At 65.0% G+C, this 15,272-nt stretch carries 11 protein-coding genes; 7 read left to right on the top strand and 4 right to left on the bottom strand.

Annotation, left to right across the window (positions count from 1 at the left end):
- Window positions 1–138: 138 nt before the first annotated feature.
- The 3 genes from PSCI_RS12430 to PSCI_RS12440 form a co-directional block, all read right to left on the bottom strand.
- Window positions 139–2,022: an ABC transporter ATP-binding protein gene (locus PSCI_RS12430; RefSeq protein ID WP_045487077.1), complete on the bottom strand. Its 1,884-nt coding sequence runs from the start codon at window positions 2,020–2,022 to the stop codon at window positions 139–141.
- Window positions 2,015–3,796, bottom strand: a complete 1,782-nt coding sequence (locus PSCI_RS12435) for an ABC transporter ATP-binding protein (protein WP_045487080.1) — start codon at window positions 3,794–3,796, stop codon at window positions 2,015–2,017. The genes PSCI_RS12430 and PSCI_RS12435 overlap by 8 nt, the downstream gene beginning before the upstream one ends.
- Window positions 3,797–3,904: 108 nt before the next feature.
- On the bottom strand, window positions 3,905–5,155 hold the full coding sequence (locus PSCI_RS12440; protein WP_045494189.1) for an acyl-CoA dehydrogenase family protein: 1,251 nt from the start codon (window positions 5,153–5,155) through the stop codon (window positions 3,905–3,907).
- 364 nt (window positions 5,156–5,519) lie between these two features.
- Between PSCI_RS12440 and PSCI_RS12450 the strand changes: the two genes are divergently transcribed.
- The 7 genes from PSCI_RS12450 (at window position 5,520) to PSCI_RS12480 (ending at window position 13,960) form a co-directional block, all read left to right on the top strand.
- The gene (locus PSCI_RS12450) at window positions 5,520–6,572 is read left to right on the top strand and encodes an ABC transporter substrate-binding protein (protein ID WP_045487084.1); all 1,053 of its coding nucleotides are present in this window, start codon (window positions 5,520–5,522) and stop codon (window positions 6,570–6,572) included.
- Between the two features lie 14 nt (window positions 6,573–6,586).
- On the top strand, window positions 6,587–7,327 hold the full coding sequence (locus PSCI_RS12455) for a class II aldolase/adducin family protein (RefSeq protein WP_045487085.1): 741 nt from the start codon (window positions 6,587–6,589) through the stop codon (window positions 7,325–7,327).
- Window positions 7,328–7,339: 12 nt separating this feature from the next.
- Window positions 7,340–8,521, top strand: a complete 1,182-nt coding sequence (locus PSCI_RS12460; RefSeq protein ID WP_045487089.1) for an LLM class flavin-dependent oxidoreductase — start codon at window positions 7,340–7,342, stop codon at window positions 8,519–8,521.
- An 83-nt stretch (window positions 8,522–8,604) separates the two neighbouring features.
- The gene (locus tag PSCI_RS12465; protein WP_045487092.1) at window positions 8,605–10,191 is read left to right on the top strand and encodes an ABC transporter substrate-binding protein; all 1,587 of its coding nucleotides are present in this window, start codon (window positions 8,605–8,607) and stop codon (window positions 10,189–10,191) included.
- Window positions 10,184–11,275, top strand: a complete 1,092-nt coding sequence (locus PSCI_RS12470) for an ABC transporter permease (protein WP_045487095.1) — start codon at window positions 10,184–10,186, stop codon at window positions 11,273–11,275. Before PSCI_RS12465 ends, PSCI_RS12470 begins: the two co-directional genes overlap by 8 nt.
- 10 nt (window positions 11,276–11,285) lie before the next feature.
- Entirely contained in the window at window positions 11,286–12,134 is an 849-nt protein-coding gene (locus PSCI_RS12475) for an ABC transporter permease (RefSeq protein ID WP_045487098.1), read from the top strand.
- A 14-nt stretch (window positions 12,135–12,148) separates the two neighbouring features.
- Window positions 12,149–13,960: an ABC transporter ATP-binding protein gene (locus PSCI_RS12480; RefSeq protein ID WP_084709950.1), complete on the top strand. Its 1,812-nt coding sequence runs from the start codon at window positions 12,149–12,151 to the stop codon at window positions 13,958–13,960.
- A 221-nt stretch (window positions 13,961–14,181) separates the two neighbouring features.
- On the opposite strand, the gene PSCI_RS12485 is transcribed toward PSCI_RS12480, so the two are convergent.
- Complete coding sequence (locus tag PSCI_RS12485) at window positions 14,182–15,267, bottom strand: LLM class flavin-dependent oxidoreductase (RefSeq protein WP_045487101.1); 1,086 nt, start codon at window positions 15,265–15,267, stop codon at window positions 14,182–14,184.
- Window positions 15,268–15,272 lie beyond the last annotated feature (5 nt).

Raw genomic sequence — 15,272 nt, forward strand, 5'->3', positions numbered from 1 at the left:
TAATAGGCCAAAAGCCGTTGTTTCAAGTAGTTGATCAGTGACGTCAGACATATCTTTCATCCTTGATGGTTGTCAGGCAGCACTGCACCAGCAGCGCTGCTGATTACACAGCCTTGTGCGGGGTGGGGTTTTGTGGTTTCAACCCGGCGCCAGCTCTTTGGGTGCGGCGCTGATTTCGTCAATCGCCGAACCGTTCGCCGAGCTGCGTTGCCAGGTGCGATACAGCATCGCGTAGGGGCCGTCCTGTTCGATCAGTTGGCGGTGCGGGCCGAGTTCGACCAACTGGCCTTCGCGGATCACCGCAATGCGGTCGGCATCACGAATGGTCGCCAGGCGGTGGGCGATGATGATCGCCGTTCGGCCCAGGCACAGTCGCCGCAGCGCTTGCTGGATGCGCCGCTCGGTGTGCACATCGACGGCCGAGGTTGCCTCGTCGAGGACCAGCACCACCGGGTCGGCCAGATAAGCACGCACCAGGCACACCAGTTGCCGCTGACCGTGGCTGAGGTAGGAGCCCAGCGGCCCGACCTGCGTGTCGTACTGATGTGGCAGGCGCTCCAGCACCTCGTCGGCGCCCAGTTCGCGGGCCGCGCCGATCAACGCGGCATCGTCGGCCTGCGGTGCGGCCATGCGCAGGTTGTCGAGGATGCTGCCGCTGAACAGCACGTTGTCCTGCAGCACCACGCCGACGTTGCGGCGCAGTTCATGCTGGGCCAGCTCGCGCACATCCGTGCCGTCCAGGCGCACTGCGCCGTCCTGCACGTCGTAGAAACGGGTCAGCAACTGCACCAGGGTACTTTTGCCATGCCCGGACGGGCCGACGATGGCCAGCACCTCGCCGGCCTCGATCACCAGGTTCAACTGGTCGATCACCGGTTTTGCAGCGTTGGGGTTATAGGCAAAGCGCACGTTCTCGAACGACACCTGGCCACGGGCCTTGCCCAGCCGCCGTGGTTGCTGCGGGTCGGTGACCTGCGGTTCGGTGTCGAGCAGCAGGAAGATCCGCTGCGCAGAGGCGGAGCCGGTGGCGTAGCGTTCGAACAGGTCAGACAGCTCCTGCAACGGGCCGAGAAACAGCATCACGTAGAACAGACTCTCGGCCACCTGACCCACGGTCACAGTGCCTTGCGCCAGCCCCTGGGCGCCGACCAGCAACAGCACGGCCATGGCCACCGCTGCCAGCAGCGCGGTGAACGGCGCGAACCAGCCCGAGCGCAAGCTGCCATGGATCAGTGACCAGTTGAATTCGTCGAGCAACTGCCGATAGCGGCGCAGGTTGGGTTGCTGGCGCACGCATTGTTGCAGCATGCGTGCACCGCCGACGCTTTCGACCAGGTGCGCAGTGAAGCGGCTGCGGTTTTCGGCCACCTTGGCCCAGTTGCGCTGCGAGATACGCTTGAACGCCCAGGTAGCGAGAAACAGCAGCGGCACCGCACCGGCCAGGCTGAGCAAAAACAGCGGCGAGATCAGCCACAGCATCACGGCCGCCACGCTGCAGCGCAACACGGCGCCGAGCAGCTCCGGCGGGCCCTGGATCACCAGCGGTTCCAGGCTGTCCACATCACGGTCTACCCGCGAGATGATGCGCCCGGCCTTGGTCCGGTCAAAGTAACCGACACTCAGCGCCTGCACATGGGCAAACACCCGCACCCGCAGCTCATTGAGCACGCGGATCGCGGCACTGCCGGCGATGTATTGCGAGACCCCGGCCAGCGCGAAGCGCGCCAGCCAACTGGCGGCCAGCCCGGCGCCGAGCCAGCCGATCAGGAGCATATCGGCGATCCACTGGCCGTCCTGCCGGATCAGGCCACGGTCGAGCAGTTCACGGACAAACCAGGGGCGCAGGAACACGGTGAACACCAGTGCCAGCTCCAGGCCAATGACCAGCAGGATCGAGGTTTTGATCGGCCGCAGCAACGGTAACAGGCGGCTGAACATGCTGCGGTCCAGTGCCTTTTTCGCCAGCAGCTCTTCGATTTCGATGTCGCTCAGGGCTGACTGGCCCTTCAACGGCTTAGCCATGTTCGATCCCCAGCAGGTCGCGGTAGTGCGGGTTGCGCTGCAGCAGCTCGTCATGGCTGCCGCTGTCAGCGATTTGCCCGCCGTCGAGTACCAGCACCCGGTCGGCGAGCAAAATGGTCGACAGCTTGCTGGAGATCACCAGCAGCGTGGTGACCCGGCCGTGGCTGTGTGGCAAATCACGGATGTTGTCCAGCACCTGGCGTTCGCTGATCGCATCCAGCGCGCTGGTGGCGTCGTCCAGGCACAGAATGTCCGGGCCGGCGAGCAGCGCGCGGGCCAGGTTCAGGCGTTGGCGCTGACCGCCGGAGAGGGTTACGCCCTTGTCCCCCAGCGGCGTGTCCAGCCCTTGTGGCAGGCGTTCCAGCACATCGCTGGCGGCGGCCATCCGCAGCGCTTCGAGCAGTTGCGCGTCACTGGCCTGCGGCGCGCCGAGGCGCAGGTTGGCCGCCAGGGTGTCGGAGAACAGAAAGCTTTCTTGCGGCACCACATGCACCCGTTGGCGTAGCGGGTCGAGTTGCAGGTCGCGCACATCCTGCCAGCCACTGGCATGGCTGCCGAGCAGCACCCGGCCGTCGCTGACATCCACCAGGCGCGGCAGCAGGCTGGCCAACAGGCTTTTGCCGGTGCCGGTGGCGCCGACCAGCGCGACGATTTCGCCGGGTTGCAAGGTCAGGTCGCAGCCTTGCAGGATCGCCCGGCCAGCGCCCGCTGCCTTGACTGTGACCTGCTCCAGGCGCAGGCCCAGCGGGGTGGCCGGCAGGCTGGCGGTGGCGCTGCGGATCGCCGGTTGTTCATCGAGCAGTTGCCAGATCCGCTCGGCCGATGAGCGCGCATCGGCAAAGGTCTGCATGACCCGGCCGATGCCCTCGATACGAAACACCAGGGTGGTGACGATCAACAGTGACGCCACCAGCTCACCGATATTGAGCTGGCCCTGGCTGACCAGATGGGCACCGAACACCAGAATCCAGACATGACTGAGCGCCACCACCACCTGCGGCAACGGGATCCGCGAACTGGCGTAGGCCAACGCCTGGCGGGCATGGCCGGTGAACAGCGTGACCTGGCTGGCAAAGCTGTCGATGCGGCGTTGCTCCAGCGCGAATGACTTGATCACCCGCACCCCGCTGATGCCTTCGGACAGGTCCTGATTGACCCGGTCATAGGCCGCTCCGACCGCCCGGTCGAGGGTCACCAGATGCTCGGTCTGCAACACGAAAATGCTCAGCCCGACCAAGGTCAGCAGCAGCGGCACCAAGCCGAGCAGCGGGTGATACCAGCTCAGCAGCCCGACGGCCGCCAGCACCACCAACGGGGTGTCGAGCACCTGCCGCCAGAAGTTGATCAGCGCATCGCGGACCTTGTCGGCATCGCGGGTGGTCCGGGTGATCATCTCACCCATGCCGTGCTGCCAGTGATAGCCCAGGTGCAGGCCTTGAACCTGGGCCAGGATGCGTTCGCGCAGACGGGTCAGCAGTTCCTGGCTGAGCACCAGCGCCAGCACCCCGGCGGCGTATTGCACCACGCCGCGGGCCAGAGCCACGCCGACAATCAGCCACAGCCAGTGCCAGGCCAGGCTGGCGTCGAAACCACCGTCATCCAGGCGCACCACGGCGCGCCCGGCATTGACGTCATTGAGCGCATGACCGATCAGCCATTGCTGCCAGATCAGGCCCAGGTTAACGGCGACGAACAGCGCCGCGGTAAGACTGAAGCGCCACGGCATCTCGCGGTAGATGGCCAGGCTGCGCAGCAGAGGGTGTTTGTTTATCACATGCGGAACTCAAGGTATTCATGGGCGGTAGGAGCGGCTTGAGCCGCCAATGGCGGTGGCTGGTTCGCGGCTTAAGCCGCTCCTACGGGTTATGCGCCGGGCTGTGGATCACGCCTTGCGGCTGGCACCTTCGGCCTGTTTGGCGTTGAGGATCGCGGTGTATTCGCCGGGGTCGATGCCGTTGAGGTAGTAGTTGCCTACGTGGTGCAGGCGCCAGCGGATCGGGTCGTGGGTGGTGTGCACCCGGGCGTTGCGCCAGAAGCGGTCGAGGTTCCATTTGCTCAGGGTGGAGCTTGCGCCGAGCAGCGAGAAGATGTCGCTGGAGATCTTTAGCGAAGCACCGTCGGAATGGGCGCGGGCGGTGGCCACCGAAAGAATCAGCTCGTCTTGCAGCTCTTTGTTGTCCGGGTCCAGGTTGTGGCGGTCGAACACCTGCGCCGCTTCACGCAGCAGCGATTCGGCGGCGCGCAGCGCCACGGCGTACTCACCGATCTGCTTGATGATGTGCGGCTCTTCATTGGCGCGCTCGACATTGCTTTCCACCCAGGGCCGGGCGTGGTTTTTCAGGTAATCCACGGCGGCGTTGAGGGCGCCGGAGGCAATACCGGTGTCGATGGCGGCGTGAAGAATTTGCGGGAAGGTCAGGCCGGTGCGTTTCATCGGCCCTTCGCGACGGGCAATGAAGTCTTCGTCGAGCACGATATTGTCGAAGATCACCGTGCCGCTGACCGAGTTGTTCTGGCCGAACGCTTCCCAGTCATCGACCAGGGTCAGGCCGGGGGTGTTGCGATTGAGCAGCACCCCGGCGCCGCCGGTGTCTGAGGCGGCGGTCAGCGAGATCCACTCGGCCAGGTAGGAGCCGGTGGAGTAGAACTTGCTGCCATTGAGCACCAGCTTGCCGTCTTCGCGGCGTTCGACCCGGGTCTTGAGGGCGAACTTGTTCTTGCCACCCACTTCAGCCAGGGCATTGCCAAAGCGCTTGCCGGCCAGCACGTCGGCGATCAGCCGGTCGCGCACCGCCGGGCTGTAGCCGGTGAAGATGCCGCGCAGCATCACGTTATGAATCTGCAGCAACTGACCAACGCCGCCGTCGGCCACTGAAATCAGCCGCACGGTCTCGACAATGGTCTGCACCGAGGCGCCCAGGCCACCGAATTCCTTGGGTACCCCAATCGCGGTCAGGCCGCTTTGCGAGAGCAACTCGGCCTGGCGCCAGGGCAGGCTGTTGTTATTGGCCGGGTCGGCAGCCAGCCGGGCAATTTCCACCGCCACTTCACGGGCGGTGGCGATGGCCTGTTCTTCACTGTGCAGGCGCTGGGCGGGCGCTTCGGTTGGCTGGGTGTTGTGCGGCGTACTCATGGCTTCACCTTGATTGCTGATACCTGGGTGTCCCTGCATGCACAGGGCCTTTTCAGGGCTTGAGCAAGTTCTGCGCCAGTGTCCGGCAAGATTCTCAAGGCCTTGTATTTCGCGGCTTTCAGGCCGGCAGGCGGTGAGCTTCAGGCAGGGGTGTTGCTGAATCAGCAACTGTCTGCAGTGGATTGCTGCTGGGCCAGCAGTCGCTGCGCAGTGCTGCTGGAAGATCAGCAAGAAAACCCTTGCCAGTCGCTGGTTTTCAATTTTTATCTATATAAATCAATAGGTTGAATATTTGGCATGAGCGTTGCGTTAGCACAGTCATAGGCCGGCCCTCCTGGCCCTGACCGACTGTCTGGAGCGACTCATGAGTCAAGCTGCAACGGCTTCACCCCTGGCACCTGCTGCCCTGGAGCAAATCTGGTTTACCCGCTGCCCGGTGCCGACCGCCTCGGGCCTGGCGTTTCAACTGGGCTGGCTGAGCGAAGAATTCGCCGCCGATGGCCTGCCGGTTTCGACCTTGCAGGAGGCCCGTCAGCTGGGCCGTCACCACTACGATCATGAACTGCCCGGGCTGTTTCGCGAGGGCGGCAACGTCCCGGCGCTGGCGGCGCGGGCTGCCGGTGCGCCGAGCCGCTTGATCGGCCTGACCTGGATCGAGGAGTGGCAGACCATCCTGGTGCGTCCCGACTCCGGCATCCGCAGCCCGCAGGATCTCAAAGGCAAACGCCTGGCCCTGCCGGCCTGGGGCGACAGCCGCCCGGGCAGTATTGCCCGGGCCATGAGCCTGCACGGCTACAAAGGCGCATTGGCGGTGGCCGGGCTGGGCTTCGACGATGTCGAGCTGGTCGAGGTCGCGCTGCAATCGCAGCAGGATGCACCGAATCCGCAACTGGGCCTGCAACGCCTGTGGTCGGGCCTGGATTACCTGGTGCGCGGTGAGGTCGATGCGGTGTACGTCAAAGGCGCTTCGGCGGCCGATGCCGCGCAGCGTCTGGGCCTGGTGGTGGGCATCGACCTGGACCTGCTGGCTGACCCGCGCCACCGCATCAACAACGGCACGCCACGGCCGATCACCGTGCACCAGAGCCTGCTCGACGATCACTTTGACGTGGTGGTGCGGTTTCTGGCCCAGACCCTGCGCGCCGCCGAATGGGCCGCCGGTAACCGCCAAGCGCTGAACCGCATTCTTGAAGAAGAAACCAGGGCCGGCAGCGCCGGTGTGGCCGCTGCCTATCGCGGCGACTTCCATACCACCCTGGCCCCGGACCTGTCCGCCCAGCGTCTGGAATTTCTCGATACCCAGAAAAAGTTTCTGCACCTGCACGGCTTTCTCGAACGCGACTTCGATATCGCCGCCTGGGTCGATCACGCCCCTCTGCAAGCCGCCCATGAACTGCTGGCCAAGCGCCGCGCCTGAACAGGAATTTCAACATGACCGCTACCATTGCTGAACGCAGCCTGAGCACCGAACAACAGGCTTTTGTCGACAACCTGCTGGTCGAGGCCGACCAGGCCTTCACCGTGTTCCGTGAAACCAACACCATCACCGCCAACGGCACGGTCGGTTTTGTCGAGCGTATTCCCGGCACCGAGCTGCTGGTGTCGGTCAACTACCCAGGCCCGTGGAACTACCGCAAACCGCTGACTGCCACGGTCACTGACTTCGACGGCAATGTCTGGTCGGGCAAGGGCCGTGGTGGCGCCGGGCGCTACACCAAGCTGTTTCAGCAGCACGCTGAGGTCACCACCATCTCCCACGTGCATTCGCCGTACCTCGGCGCCTGGGCGCAGACCCAGCGCAGCTTGCCGTTCAACTACGTGCCGGTGCAGCGCTTCCAGCTGGCCCGTGAACTGCCGGTGTACGTCGACCGCCGCCAGCAGGAAGTCGACTTCATTCTCGACAGCATCAAGGCCAACCCTTTCACCCCGGCGATTCTCGAAGCCAACGGCGGCGCCACGGTGTGGGGCAAGAAGGGCCTGCGCGATCTGGCCGAATTCATCGTGCTGCTGGAGGAAGGCGCACAGATTCAGTTGCTCGCTGAATCCATCGGCGGCTCCCGCGCCTTCGGCCCCGGAGTTCTGACCCAGCAATGGAAAATGAGCGGCCTGTACGAGCAGGCGCAGGGTCTGGGCCTGGTGCCTGCCATCGACCGCCGCCCTGAACAGCAATAAGGATCAAACAGCATGGCCGTGAAAATTCTCTGGTACCTCACCACACCTGACGGGCCTTACCCATGGGAGCCCGAGGGCCGCTGGAACACCGACTTCGAGCACCTCAAGCAACTGGCCGTGGCCAGTGACCGGCTGGGCTACTACGGCTCCTTGCTCGGTTCGAGCCCCAACGAAAGCCTGGCCGTCGCTGCTTCGTTGATTGACGCCACCAAACGCCTGCGCTTTCTGGTGGCCCAGCATCCGGGCGAGCTGTCGCCTGCGGTGCTGGCCAAGTGGGCGCTGACCTTCGATCAGTTCTCCAATGGCCGCCTGCTGTTCAACGTGGTCAATGGCAATGATGCTGGCCTGGCAACCCTGGGCGTGCATTACCCGCACGATGAGCGCTATGACTTCAGCCTCGAATACTGGAAGGCCTTCAAGAGTATTTATGCCGGCGAAACCGACGGCTTTGACGGCAACTACGTCAAGCTGGCGCCGCGCCCGGCAGGCGCTGCCGGGCACCCGTTGGGCGGCTGGCATGCACCGCTGCAAAAACCGGGCATCCCACTGTGGGGCGCCGGCACTTCCGGCCCTGGCGTGGCGCATTCGGTGCAGCTGCTCGATGTGTACCTGAGCTTTGCCAACACCCCACCGAAACTCGGCGAGAAATTCCGCCGGGTAGCCGCCGAGGCGGCGAAGATCGGCCGCGAACTGACCTTTGGTACGCGCCTGCAGATCATCGTCCGCGAGACCGAAGAAGAAGCCTGGGCGCATGCCGAGAAGCTGCTGCAACGCACCTCGCTGCAGACTGCGCTCAACGCTGTGCAGCGCCAGTTGCCGCCGGGTGAAACCCTGCAGACCTTCCACAGTGAAGACCCGCAGATCCAGCGCAATATCGAGACCCTGCGCAGCGGCAAACTGCCCAAGGCCCGTGATCTGGAAATCTACCCCAACGTCTGGGTCGGCCCGAGCCTGTTCGGTTTCAACATTCTTGGCCCTGCGGCCGGCACTTATCTGGTCGGCAGCGCCGAGCAGGTGGCCGAGCGCATCCGCGAATACGAAAGCCAGGGCACCTCGGCGTTCATCCTCTCGGGCTTCCCGCTGATCGACGAAGCCCATCGGGTCGCCGACCTGCTGTTGCCGTTGCTGGAGCTGGATCACGGCTTCGAGGTGCCGTCGCTGGGCGTCGCCCGACGCACCACTGAACCCGCGTAATAACCACGTAGGAGCGGCTTTAGCCGCGAATGGCCGGGCCAAGGTTCCTTATTGAAGTTTCACCGTTTGCAGATGGAGTCAGCATGAGTCACGAATTTTCCCGCCGTATCTTTCTCGGCAACAGCCTGATGGCCGGTGGCGGCCTGCTGCTCGGTGGCCTGCTGGGCGGTTGCGACAACGGCAGCAAGGCCGGCGCGGCAGCGTCTGCCCAGGCCGGTGCCGCCGCTGCGCTGACTCCGGTGCGGGGCGGTCGGCTGCGGGTCGGCATCATTGATGGCGACCAGGCCGGCAACCTCGACGCTCACAAGCCGCTGGGCGGCGGGATCATTCGTGGCTGGGCGCTGTACAGCAAGTTCTGGGAGTGGAACCCGGATGTCAGCACCCGCCTGGCCCTGGCCGAATTCGCCGAACCGAATGCCGACGCCAGTGCCTGGACCATCCGCCTCAAGCAAGGCCTGGAGTTCCACCACGGCAAGACCATCACGGCTGACGATGCGCTGTTTTCGATCCTGCGCCTGACCGATCCAAAACTGGCCTCACCGTTTGCCGGGCTGGTGGGCAGCATCGACCGCAACGCGTTGCGCAAACTCGATGAGCGCACCATCGAGATCCGCTTCAAGCAGGGCCAGAGCTTTTTCCCGCTGGACGAAACCCTGATCAGCTTCGGCGGCATCGTGCCCACCGATTACGACCCGGTGACCAACCCGGTGGGTAGCGGCCCCTACAAGCTCAAGAGCTTCATCCCCGGCCAGCGTTCGCTGTACACCCGTTTCGAGAACTACTACAAACCCAACCAGCCGTACGCCGACGAGCTGGAAATCATCGAGTTCAAAGACCAGGTCTCGCGCCTGGCCGCATTGCGGGCCGGGCAGATCGACGTCGCCAGCGGCGTGACCGCCGAGCACACGGCAACCATCAAGGCTGACTCACGGCTGCGCCTGTACGCCTCGCCGACCACCTCGTTCAGTGGCTTCAACCTCAACGTGGCCAAGGCGCCCTTCGACGACCCGCGGGTGCGTGAGGCCTTCCGCCTGCTGGCCGACCGTGAAGAGTTGGTGGCTCGCGCCCTGAACGGTTTTGGCCGGGTCGGTAACGACCTGTATTCGCCGCACGACCCGACCTTCAACCATGCCATCGCCCAGCGTAAATACGATCTGGAGCGGGCCAAGGCACTGTTGCGCGAAGCCGGCCAGGAGAACCTGCGTGTCGAATTCACCACCCCGCCAGGCGGCACCGCCAACGCAGCGCTGGTGTTCGCCCAGCAGGCCAAGAAGGCCGGCGTCGAGATCAAGGTCACCCAGGTCGACAACTCGGTATTCAACGGCCCGCAACGCGACAACTGGGTGATGTCGCCGGCCTCGACCCCGGCGCGTGGCTTTCTGGCCACCGCGCTGCACAACGAGGCGCCGACCGCGATCTACAACCGCAGCAACTTCCACGATCCGCGTTTCGACGAACTGTTCCTCCAGGCCCTGGCCCAGCCTGACCTGGAGAAACGCAAGGTGCTGGTCCATGAGGCTCAGCGTATCCAGCACGAGCGCGGCTCGCTGCTGATCTGGGGCTTTGCCGATATCCTCGATGCGGCGTCGGCCAGGGTTGGCGGCCTGACGCCGGAACAGACCACCTTCGCCTCCTGGCGCTTTGACAGCCTGTGGTTGAACCATGCCTGACTCTTCTTCTGTACCGGGTTATTCAACGCCAGCACAGCGGCGTTTTCAGGCGCCGGCCTGGCTGTCATGGTTTGTCGGCCGGCTGGGCTATGGCCTGCTGACCGCCTGGGTCATCAGCCTGGTGGTGTTCATCGCCACCCAGGCGCTGCCGTCTGACCCGGCACGGGTGATTCTCGGCCCTGATGCGCCGCTGGAAAGCGTGCTGACCCTGCGCCAGCAACTGGGCCTGGACCAGCCGATTCTGCTGCAGTACTGGCACTGGTTGCTGCGCACCCTGAGCGCTGATCTGGGCACCTCGCTGGACTCCCAGGCGCAGGTCAGCACCATCCTGTTCAGCCGTTTCGGCAACACCCTGGCGCTGTTGCTTGGGGTCTTGCTGACCGCCGTACCGCTGGCCCTGGCCCTTGGCGTGACCCTGGCGTTGCGCCGCGACAGCCGTCTGGACCGCTGGGCGCTGTCGCTGCTGATCTACCTCAAGGCCACGCCGGGCTTTCTGCTGGCCATCGCCCTGGTGCTGCTGTTTTCGATGCCGCACTTCGACTGGCTGCCGGCGGTATCGCTGCTCGACCCGGACCAAGGCCTGCTTGCGCAACTGCACTTTCTGGTGCTGCCGATTTTTGCCCTGTCGCTGTCGGCGCTGCCGTATCTGACCCGCATGGTACGTGCTTCGATGATTGAGGCGCTGGAGTCCGACTACGTGATCGCTGCCCGCCTGCGCGGGGTGCCGGAGCGCCGTATCGTCTGGCTGCACACATTGCCCAATGCGCTGATCCCGGCCATCCAGGGCGTGGCGCTGACCCTGCGCACGCTGATCGGCGGCGCGCTGCTGGCTGAAGTGATTTTCAGCTATCCCGGCATTGGCACCACTCTGAATTCGGCGATCCAGATGCGCGACCTGCCGTTGATTCAGGCAGCGGTGCTGGTCACCACCCTGGGCGTGGTGCTGGTCAACCTGCTGGCCGACCTGCTCACCGTCTTGCTGACCCCGAAACTGCGCACTGCCCGCAAGGTGCACATGATCAACCGTAACCGCCGGGGCATCCGCCCCTGGTGGCGTCGCACCCCGGCCCGCCAGGCCGGTTGAGGAAACCGTTATGAGCACTGCATCCGCTGCTGCCCGCTGGCGCCTGTTATGGCGCGAACCCCAGGTGCGTCGTGGCCTGATCATTACCCTGTTGATGGTCGTGGTGGCGGTGTTCGGGCCGCTGCTGGCACCCCATGCACCGACCGACATGGTCGGGCCGGTGTACGGCGCACCGAGTAGTGAAGCCTGGCTGGGCCATGACTTTCTTGGCCATGATGTGCTGTCGCGCCTGCTCGCCGGTGGCCTGTCGGTGCTGTGGATGTCGCTGGCGGCGGCGCTGATTGCCCTGCTGGTAGGCGTCAGTCTGGGCCTGGCGGCCGGTTTTTCCCGGCGTCGGCTGGACCAGACCATCATGTGGGGCGCGGACATCTCGCTGGCTTTTCCCGACCTGATCCTGGTGCTGCTGATTGTCTCGATGCTCGGGCGCCAGCCTTGGCTGATCGTCCTCACCGTGTCGATTGCCTTTATCCCTGGTGTGATCCGCCTGGCGCGTGGCAGCACCGTGGCGGTGGCCAGCCAGGAGTTCGTCGAGGTGGCGCAGATGATGGGGTACTCCCGGCGGCGGATCCTGTTCAAGGAAATCCTGCCCAACATCCTGACGCCACTGCTGGTGCATTTCGGCAACATGCTGACCTGGGGCGTGGGGATCCTCTCGGGCCTGAGTTTTCTCGGTTACGGCGTGGCGCCGCCGGCGGCCGACTGGGGGTTGATGATCAACGAGAACCAGGCCGGCCTGCTGGTCCAGCCGTGGCCGGTGCTGGCCCCGGCGCTGATGATCGGCATCTTTGCCTATGGCACCAACATCCTCGCTGAAGGCATTGGCCGCAGCGCGGCGCGGATCGGGGACAAGCAAGCATGAGTGTGATCGCAGAAATGAGCCTTGAACAACGCGCCCACGTGGCCAGCGCCCTTGAACCGCAGCTCAGCGAGCCGCCAGTGTTGTCGGTTGCCGGCTTGCGGGTCGAGCTGAGCGCCGATGTCGATGTGCTCGACAAGGTGTCGTTCAGCTTGCGGGCCGGGGAAATCGTCGGTCTGGTCGGCGAGTCCGGTTCCGGCAAGACCACCTTGGCCACAGCGCTGCTGGCCCACGCCCGACGCGGCGCACGGATTACCGCCGGGCGGGTGGAGATTGCCGGCCAGTCATTGCTAAGCCTGCACGGCGAAGCGTTGCGTCAGGCCCGTGGCAGCCTGATCGGCTACGTCCCCCAGGACCCGGCCACCGCGCTGAACCCGGCGCTGCGCATCGGCAGCCTGCTGCGCGAAACCCTGGCGGCCCACGACCCAGACCTGAGCCGTGAGCAGCAGCGCCTGCGTTTGCAGGAAACCCTGCGCGATGTCGGTTTGCCGGACGATGAGCTGTTTCTCAAGCGCTTCGCTCACCAGTTGTCGGGTGGTCAGCAGCAACGGGTGTTGCTGGCCCTGGCCTTTGTGCTGCGACCACGCCTGATCGTTCTGGACGAGCCGACCACCGCGCTGGACGTCACCACCCAGGCGCATATCCTCGACACCCTGCGCCGGCTGTGCAAAAGCCAGGGCGTGGCGGCGGTGTATGTGTCCCACGACCTGGCGGTGATCAAGGACCTGGTCGACCGGGTGATGGTCATGTATGCCGGCCGGCTGGTTGAAACCGCCAGCCGCGAAGAGCTGTTCAGCCGCCCGGCGCATCCCTACACCCGTGGCCTGCTGGCGGCGATTCCGGATGTGGCCGAACGCCGCGAGATCAACGCGATTGCCGGCCATGCGCCGGCCCCGGCGCAGCGCCCGGCCGGATGCTCGTTTGCCCCGCGCTGCCCGCGCAGCACGGCCGCCTGCCAGCAACAACCGACACTGCAGGCGCTCAGCGGCCAGCAGCAGGTCGCCTGCCTGCACCCGCATCTTGAAGCGTTGGCCCTGGTGACCCAGACGCCACCGGCTGCTGCCGTCTTGCAGCACGAGGCCCGGCCGCTGCTGGAGGTGGCCAGCCTCGACGTGGCTTACGACCGCCAGGTGCTGTTCGATATCTCGCTGCAGGTGCGCGCCGGTGAATGCTTGGCACTGGTCGGTGAGTCCGGTTCCGGCAAAACCAGCCTGGCCCGCACCCTGGCCGGTCTGGGCGAGAACGCCGCTGGCACGCTGCACTACGCCGGCCAGGCGCTGAGCCTGCAAGCCCGCCAACGCAGCCCGGAGCTGCGCCACCGCATCCAGTACATCTTCCAGAACCCATACCGCGCCCTGAATCCGCGCCAGACCGTGGGCGAGTGCCTGGGCGCGCCGTTGCAGCACTTCTTCGGTATCAACGGCGCGGCCGCCCGCGAACGCGTGGCGGCGGTACTCAAGCGCGTATCGCTGCCGGCCAGCACCGCCGAGGCGTATCCGCACAGCCTGTCAGGCGGCGAACGCCAGCGCGTGGCAATTGCCCGCGCGCTGATCTGCGAACCGCAACTGCTGATCTGCGACGAAGTGACCTCGGCGCTGGACGTTTCGGTACAAGCCTCGATCCTCGCCCTGCTGCGCGAACTGCAAAGCGAAGGCCTGACCCTGCTGTTCGTCACCCATGACCTGGGCGTGGTCCGCGCCATCGCCGACCGGGTGGTGGTGCTCAAGTCCGGACGGATTCTGGAGCAGGGCAGCGTCGAACAGGTACTGGACCGGCCAGAGAGCGAGTACACCCGTACCTTGGTGAGTAATTCGCCGACGTTGGTTTGAAGCTGGCAGTGCATAGCACTGCCAGGGACCTTTGTGCTGCTATCGCCTGCAGAGCAGCCTCCCACAGTCTGGTGCCGTACATGAAATCCATGCTCGACACATCGCCTGGGTAAGTCAGCTTGCTTGTGTCGTCCATACAACCCATGAGCGGTGTATCACTTGTGGGAGGCAGCTCTGCTGGCGAATGCAGTGCGCAGCGCTGCCAGGTGCCTCAAGGTTCACTAAGCCCGCAGCAACGCTCGCCGCCGCGCCTCTTCGCGCACCGCCGGAATGATCCAGCGACCATAGTCCACCGTGTCATACAGCGGGTCATAGCCGCGATTGAGGAAGGTGGTCACCCCCAGATCCACGTAATCGAGCAGTGCCTCGGCTACGGTTTCCGGGGTGCCGACCAGTGCTGTGGTGTCGCCGTAGGCGCCGACCGCGCTGGCGGTGGGCATCCACAGGGCGCGGTCGTGGCGGTCGCTGGCGGCGGCGGCAGCTAACAGGCGTTCGGTGCCGGTGCCCTTGATGCGTTTGCGCCACGGGCTGCCTTCGGCGAACTGCGGGTTGGCCTTGATCTGCGCCAGGATCTGTTCGGCGCGCTGCCAGGCCAGTTCCTCGGTCGCGCCGAGAATCAGCCGCACCGAAAGACTGACCCGTGGCGCGGGCTTGCCGGCAGCGCTGGCGGCGGCGCGCAGTTTGCCGATCTGTTCGGCCACGCCGTTCAGTGGCTCGCCCCATAGTGCATAGAGGTCGGCATGCTGTACGGCGATCTGATAGGCGATGTCTGACGAGCCGCCAAAGGAAATCGGAATGTGCGGCTTTTGGACCGGTTTGACCGGTGAGAACCCGCCCTTGATCTGGAAATACTGGCCGTCATAGTCAAACGGCTCTTCGCTGGTCCAGGTGCGCCGCACGATATCCAGGTATTCGCCGGCGCGCTTGTAGCGCTCGGTCTTGTCGAGCAGAAAGTCACCTTCCTGCGGCTCGGCGGTGATGCCGGTGATTGCGTGCATGCGCAAACGTCCGCCGCCGGTGGTGTGGTCCAGGGTGGCAAAGGCCCGCGCGGCGACGGTGGGAGCGGTCAGCCCCGGCCGGTGGGCGATCATGAAGCCCAGCCGCTCGGTCTGCGAAGCCGCGTAGGCAGCGATCTGCAGGCTGTCGGCGCTGCCGGGGCCGCTGGCGATCAGCACCCGGTCGAAGCCGGCCTGCTCGTGGGCACGGGCATGATGGCTGATAAACGGCAAGTCGAAATCCGCGCTGCGCTGGCCGTGGGTTTCGGACCATTGGCGGGGAAAGATCATGCCGACAAATTCGATGGACATACGCT

It is taken from the genome of Pseudomonas sp. StFLB209, assembly GCF_000829415.1.
In the GTDB taxonomy this organism is placed as follows: Bacteria; Pseudomonadota; Gammaproteobacteria; order Pseudomonadales; family Pseudomonadaceae; genus Aquipseudomonas.

Coding starts and splice junctions, on each gene's coding strand:
- PSCI_RS12430 (WP_045487077.1), bottom strand. CDS start 2,022: ATGGCTAAGCCGTTGAAGGGCCAGTCAGCCCTGAGCGACATCGAAATC.
- PSCI_RS12440 (WP_045494189.1), bottom strand. CDS start 5,155: ATGAGTACGCCGCACAACACCCAGCCAACCGAAGCGCCCGCCCAGCGC.
- PSCI_RS12450 (WP_045487084.1), top strand. CDS start 5,520: ATGAGTCAAGCTGCAACGGCTTCACCCCTGGCACCTGCTGCCCTGGAG.
- PSCI_RS12455 (WP_045487085.1), top strand. CDS start 6,587: ATGACCGCTACCATTGCTGAACGCAGCCTGAGCACCGAACAACAGGCT.
- PSCI_RS12460 (WP_045487089.1), top strand. CDS start 7,340: ATGGCCGTGAAAATTCTCTGGTACCTCACCACACCTGACGGGCCTTAC.
- PSCI_RS12465 (WP_045487092.1), top strand. CDS start 8,605: ATGAGTCACGAATTTTCCCGCCGTATCTTTCTCGGCAACAGCCTGATG.
- PSCI_RS12470 (WP_045487095.1), top strand. CDS start 10,184: ATGCCTGACTCTTCTTCTGTACCGGGTTATTCAACGCCAGCACAGCGG.
- PSCI_RS12475 (WP_045487098.1), top strand. CDS start 11,286: ATGAGCACTGCATCCGCTGCTGCCCGCTGGCGCCTGTTATGGCGCGAA.
- PSCI_RS12480 (WP_084709950.1), top strand. CDS start 12,149: ATGAGCCTTGAACAACGCGCCCACGTGGCCAGCGCCCTTGAACCGCAG.
- PSCI_RS12485 (WP_045487101.1), bottom strand. CDS start 15,267: ATGTCCATCGAATTTGTCGGCATGATCTTTCCCCGCCAATGGTCCGAA.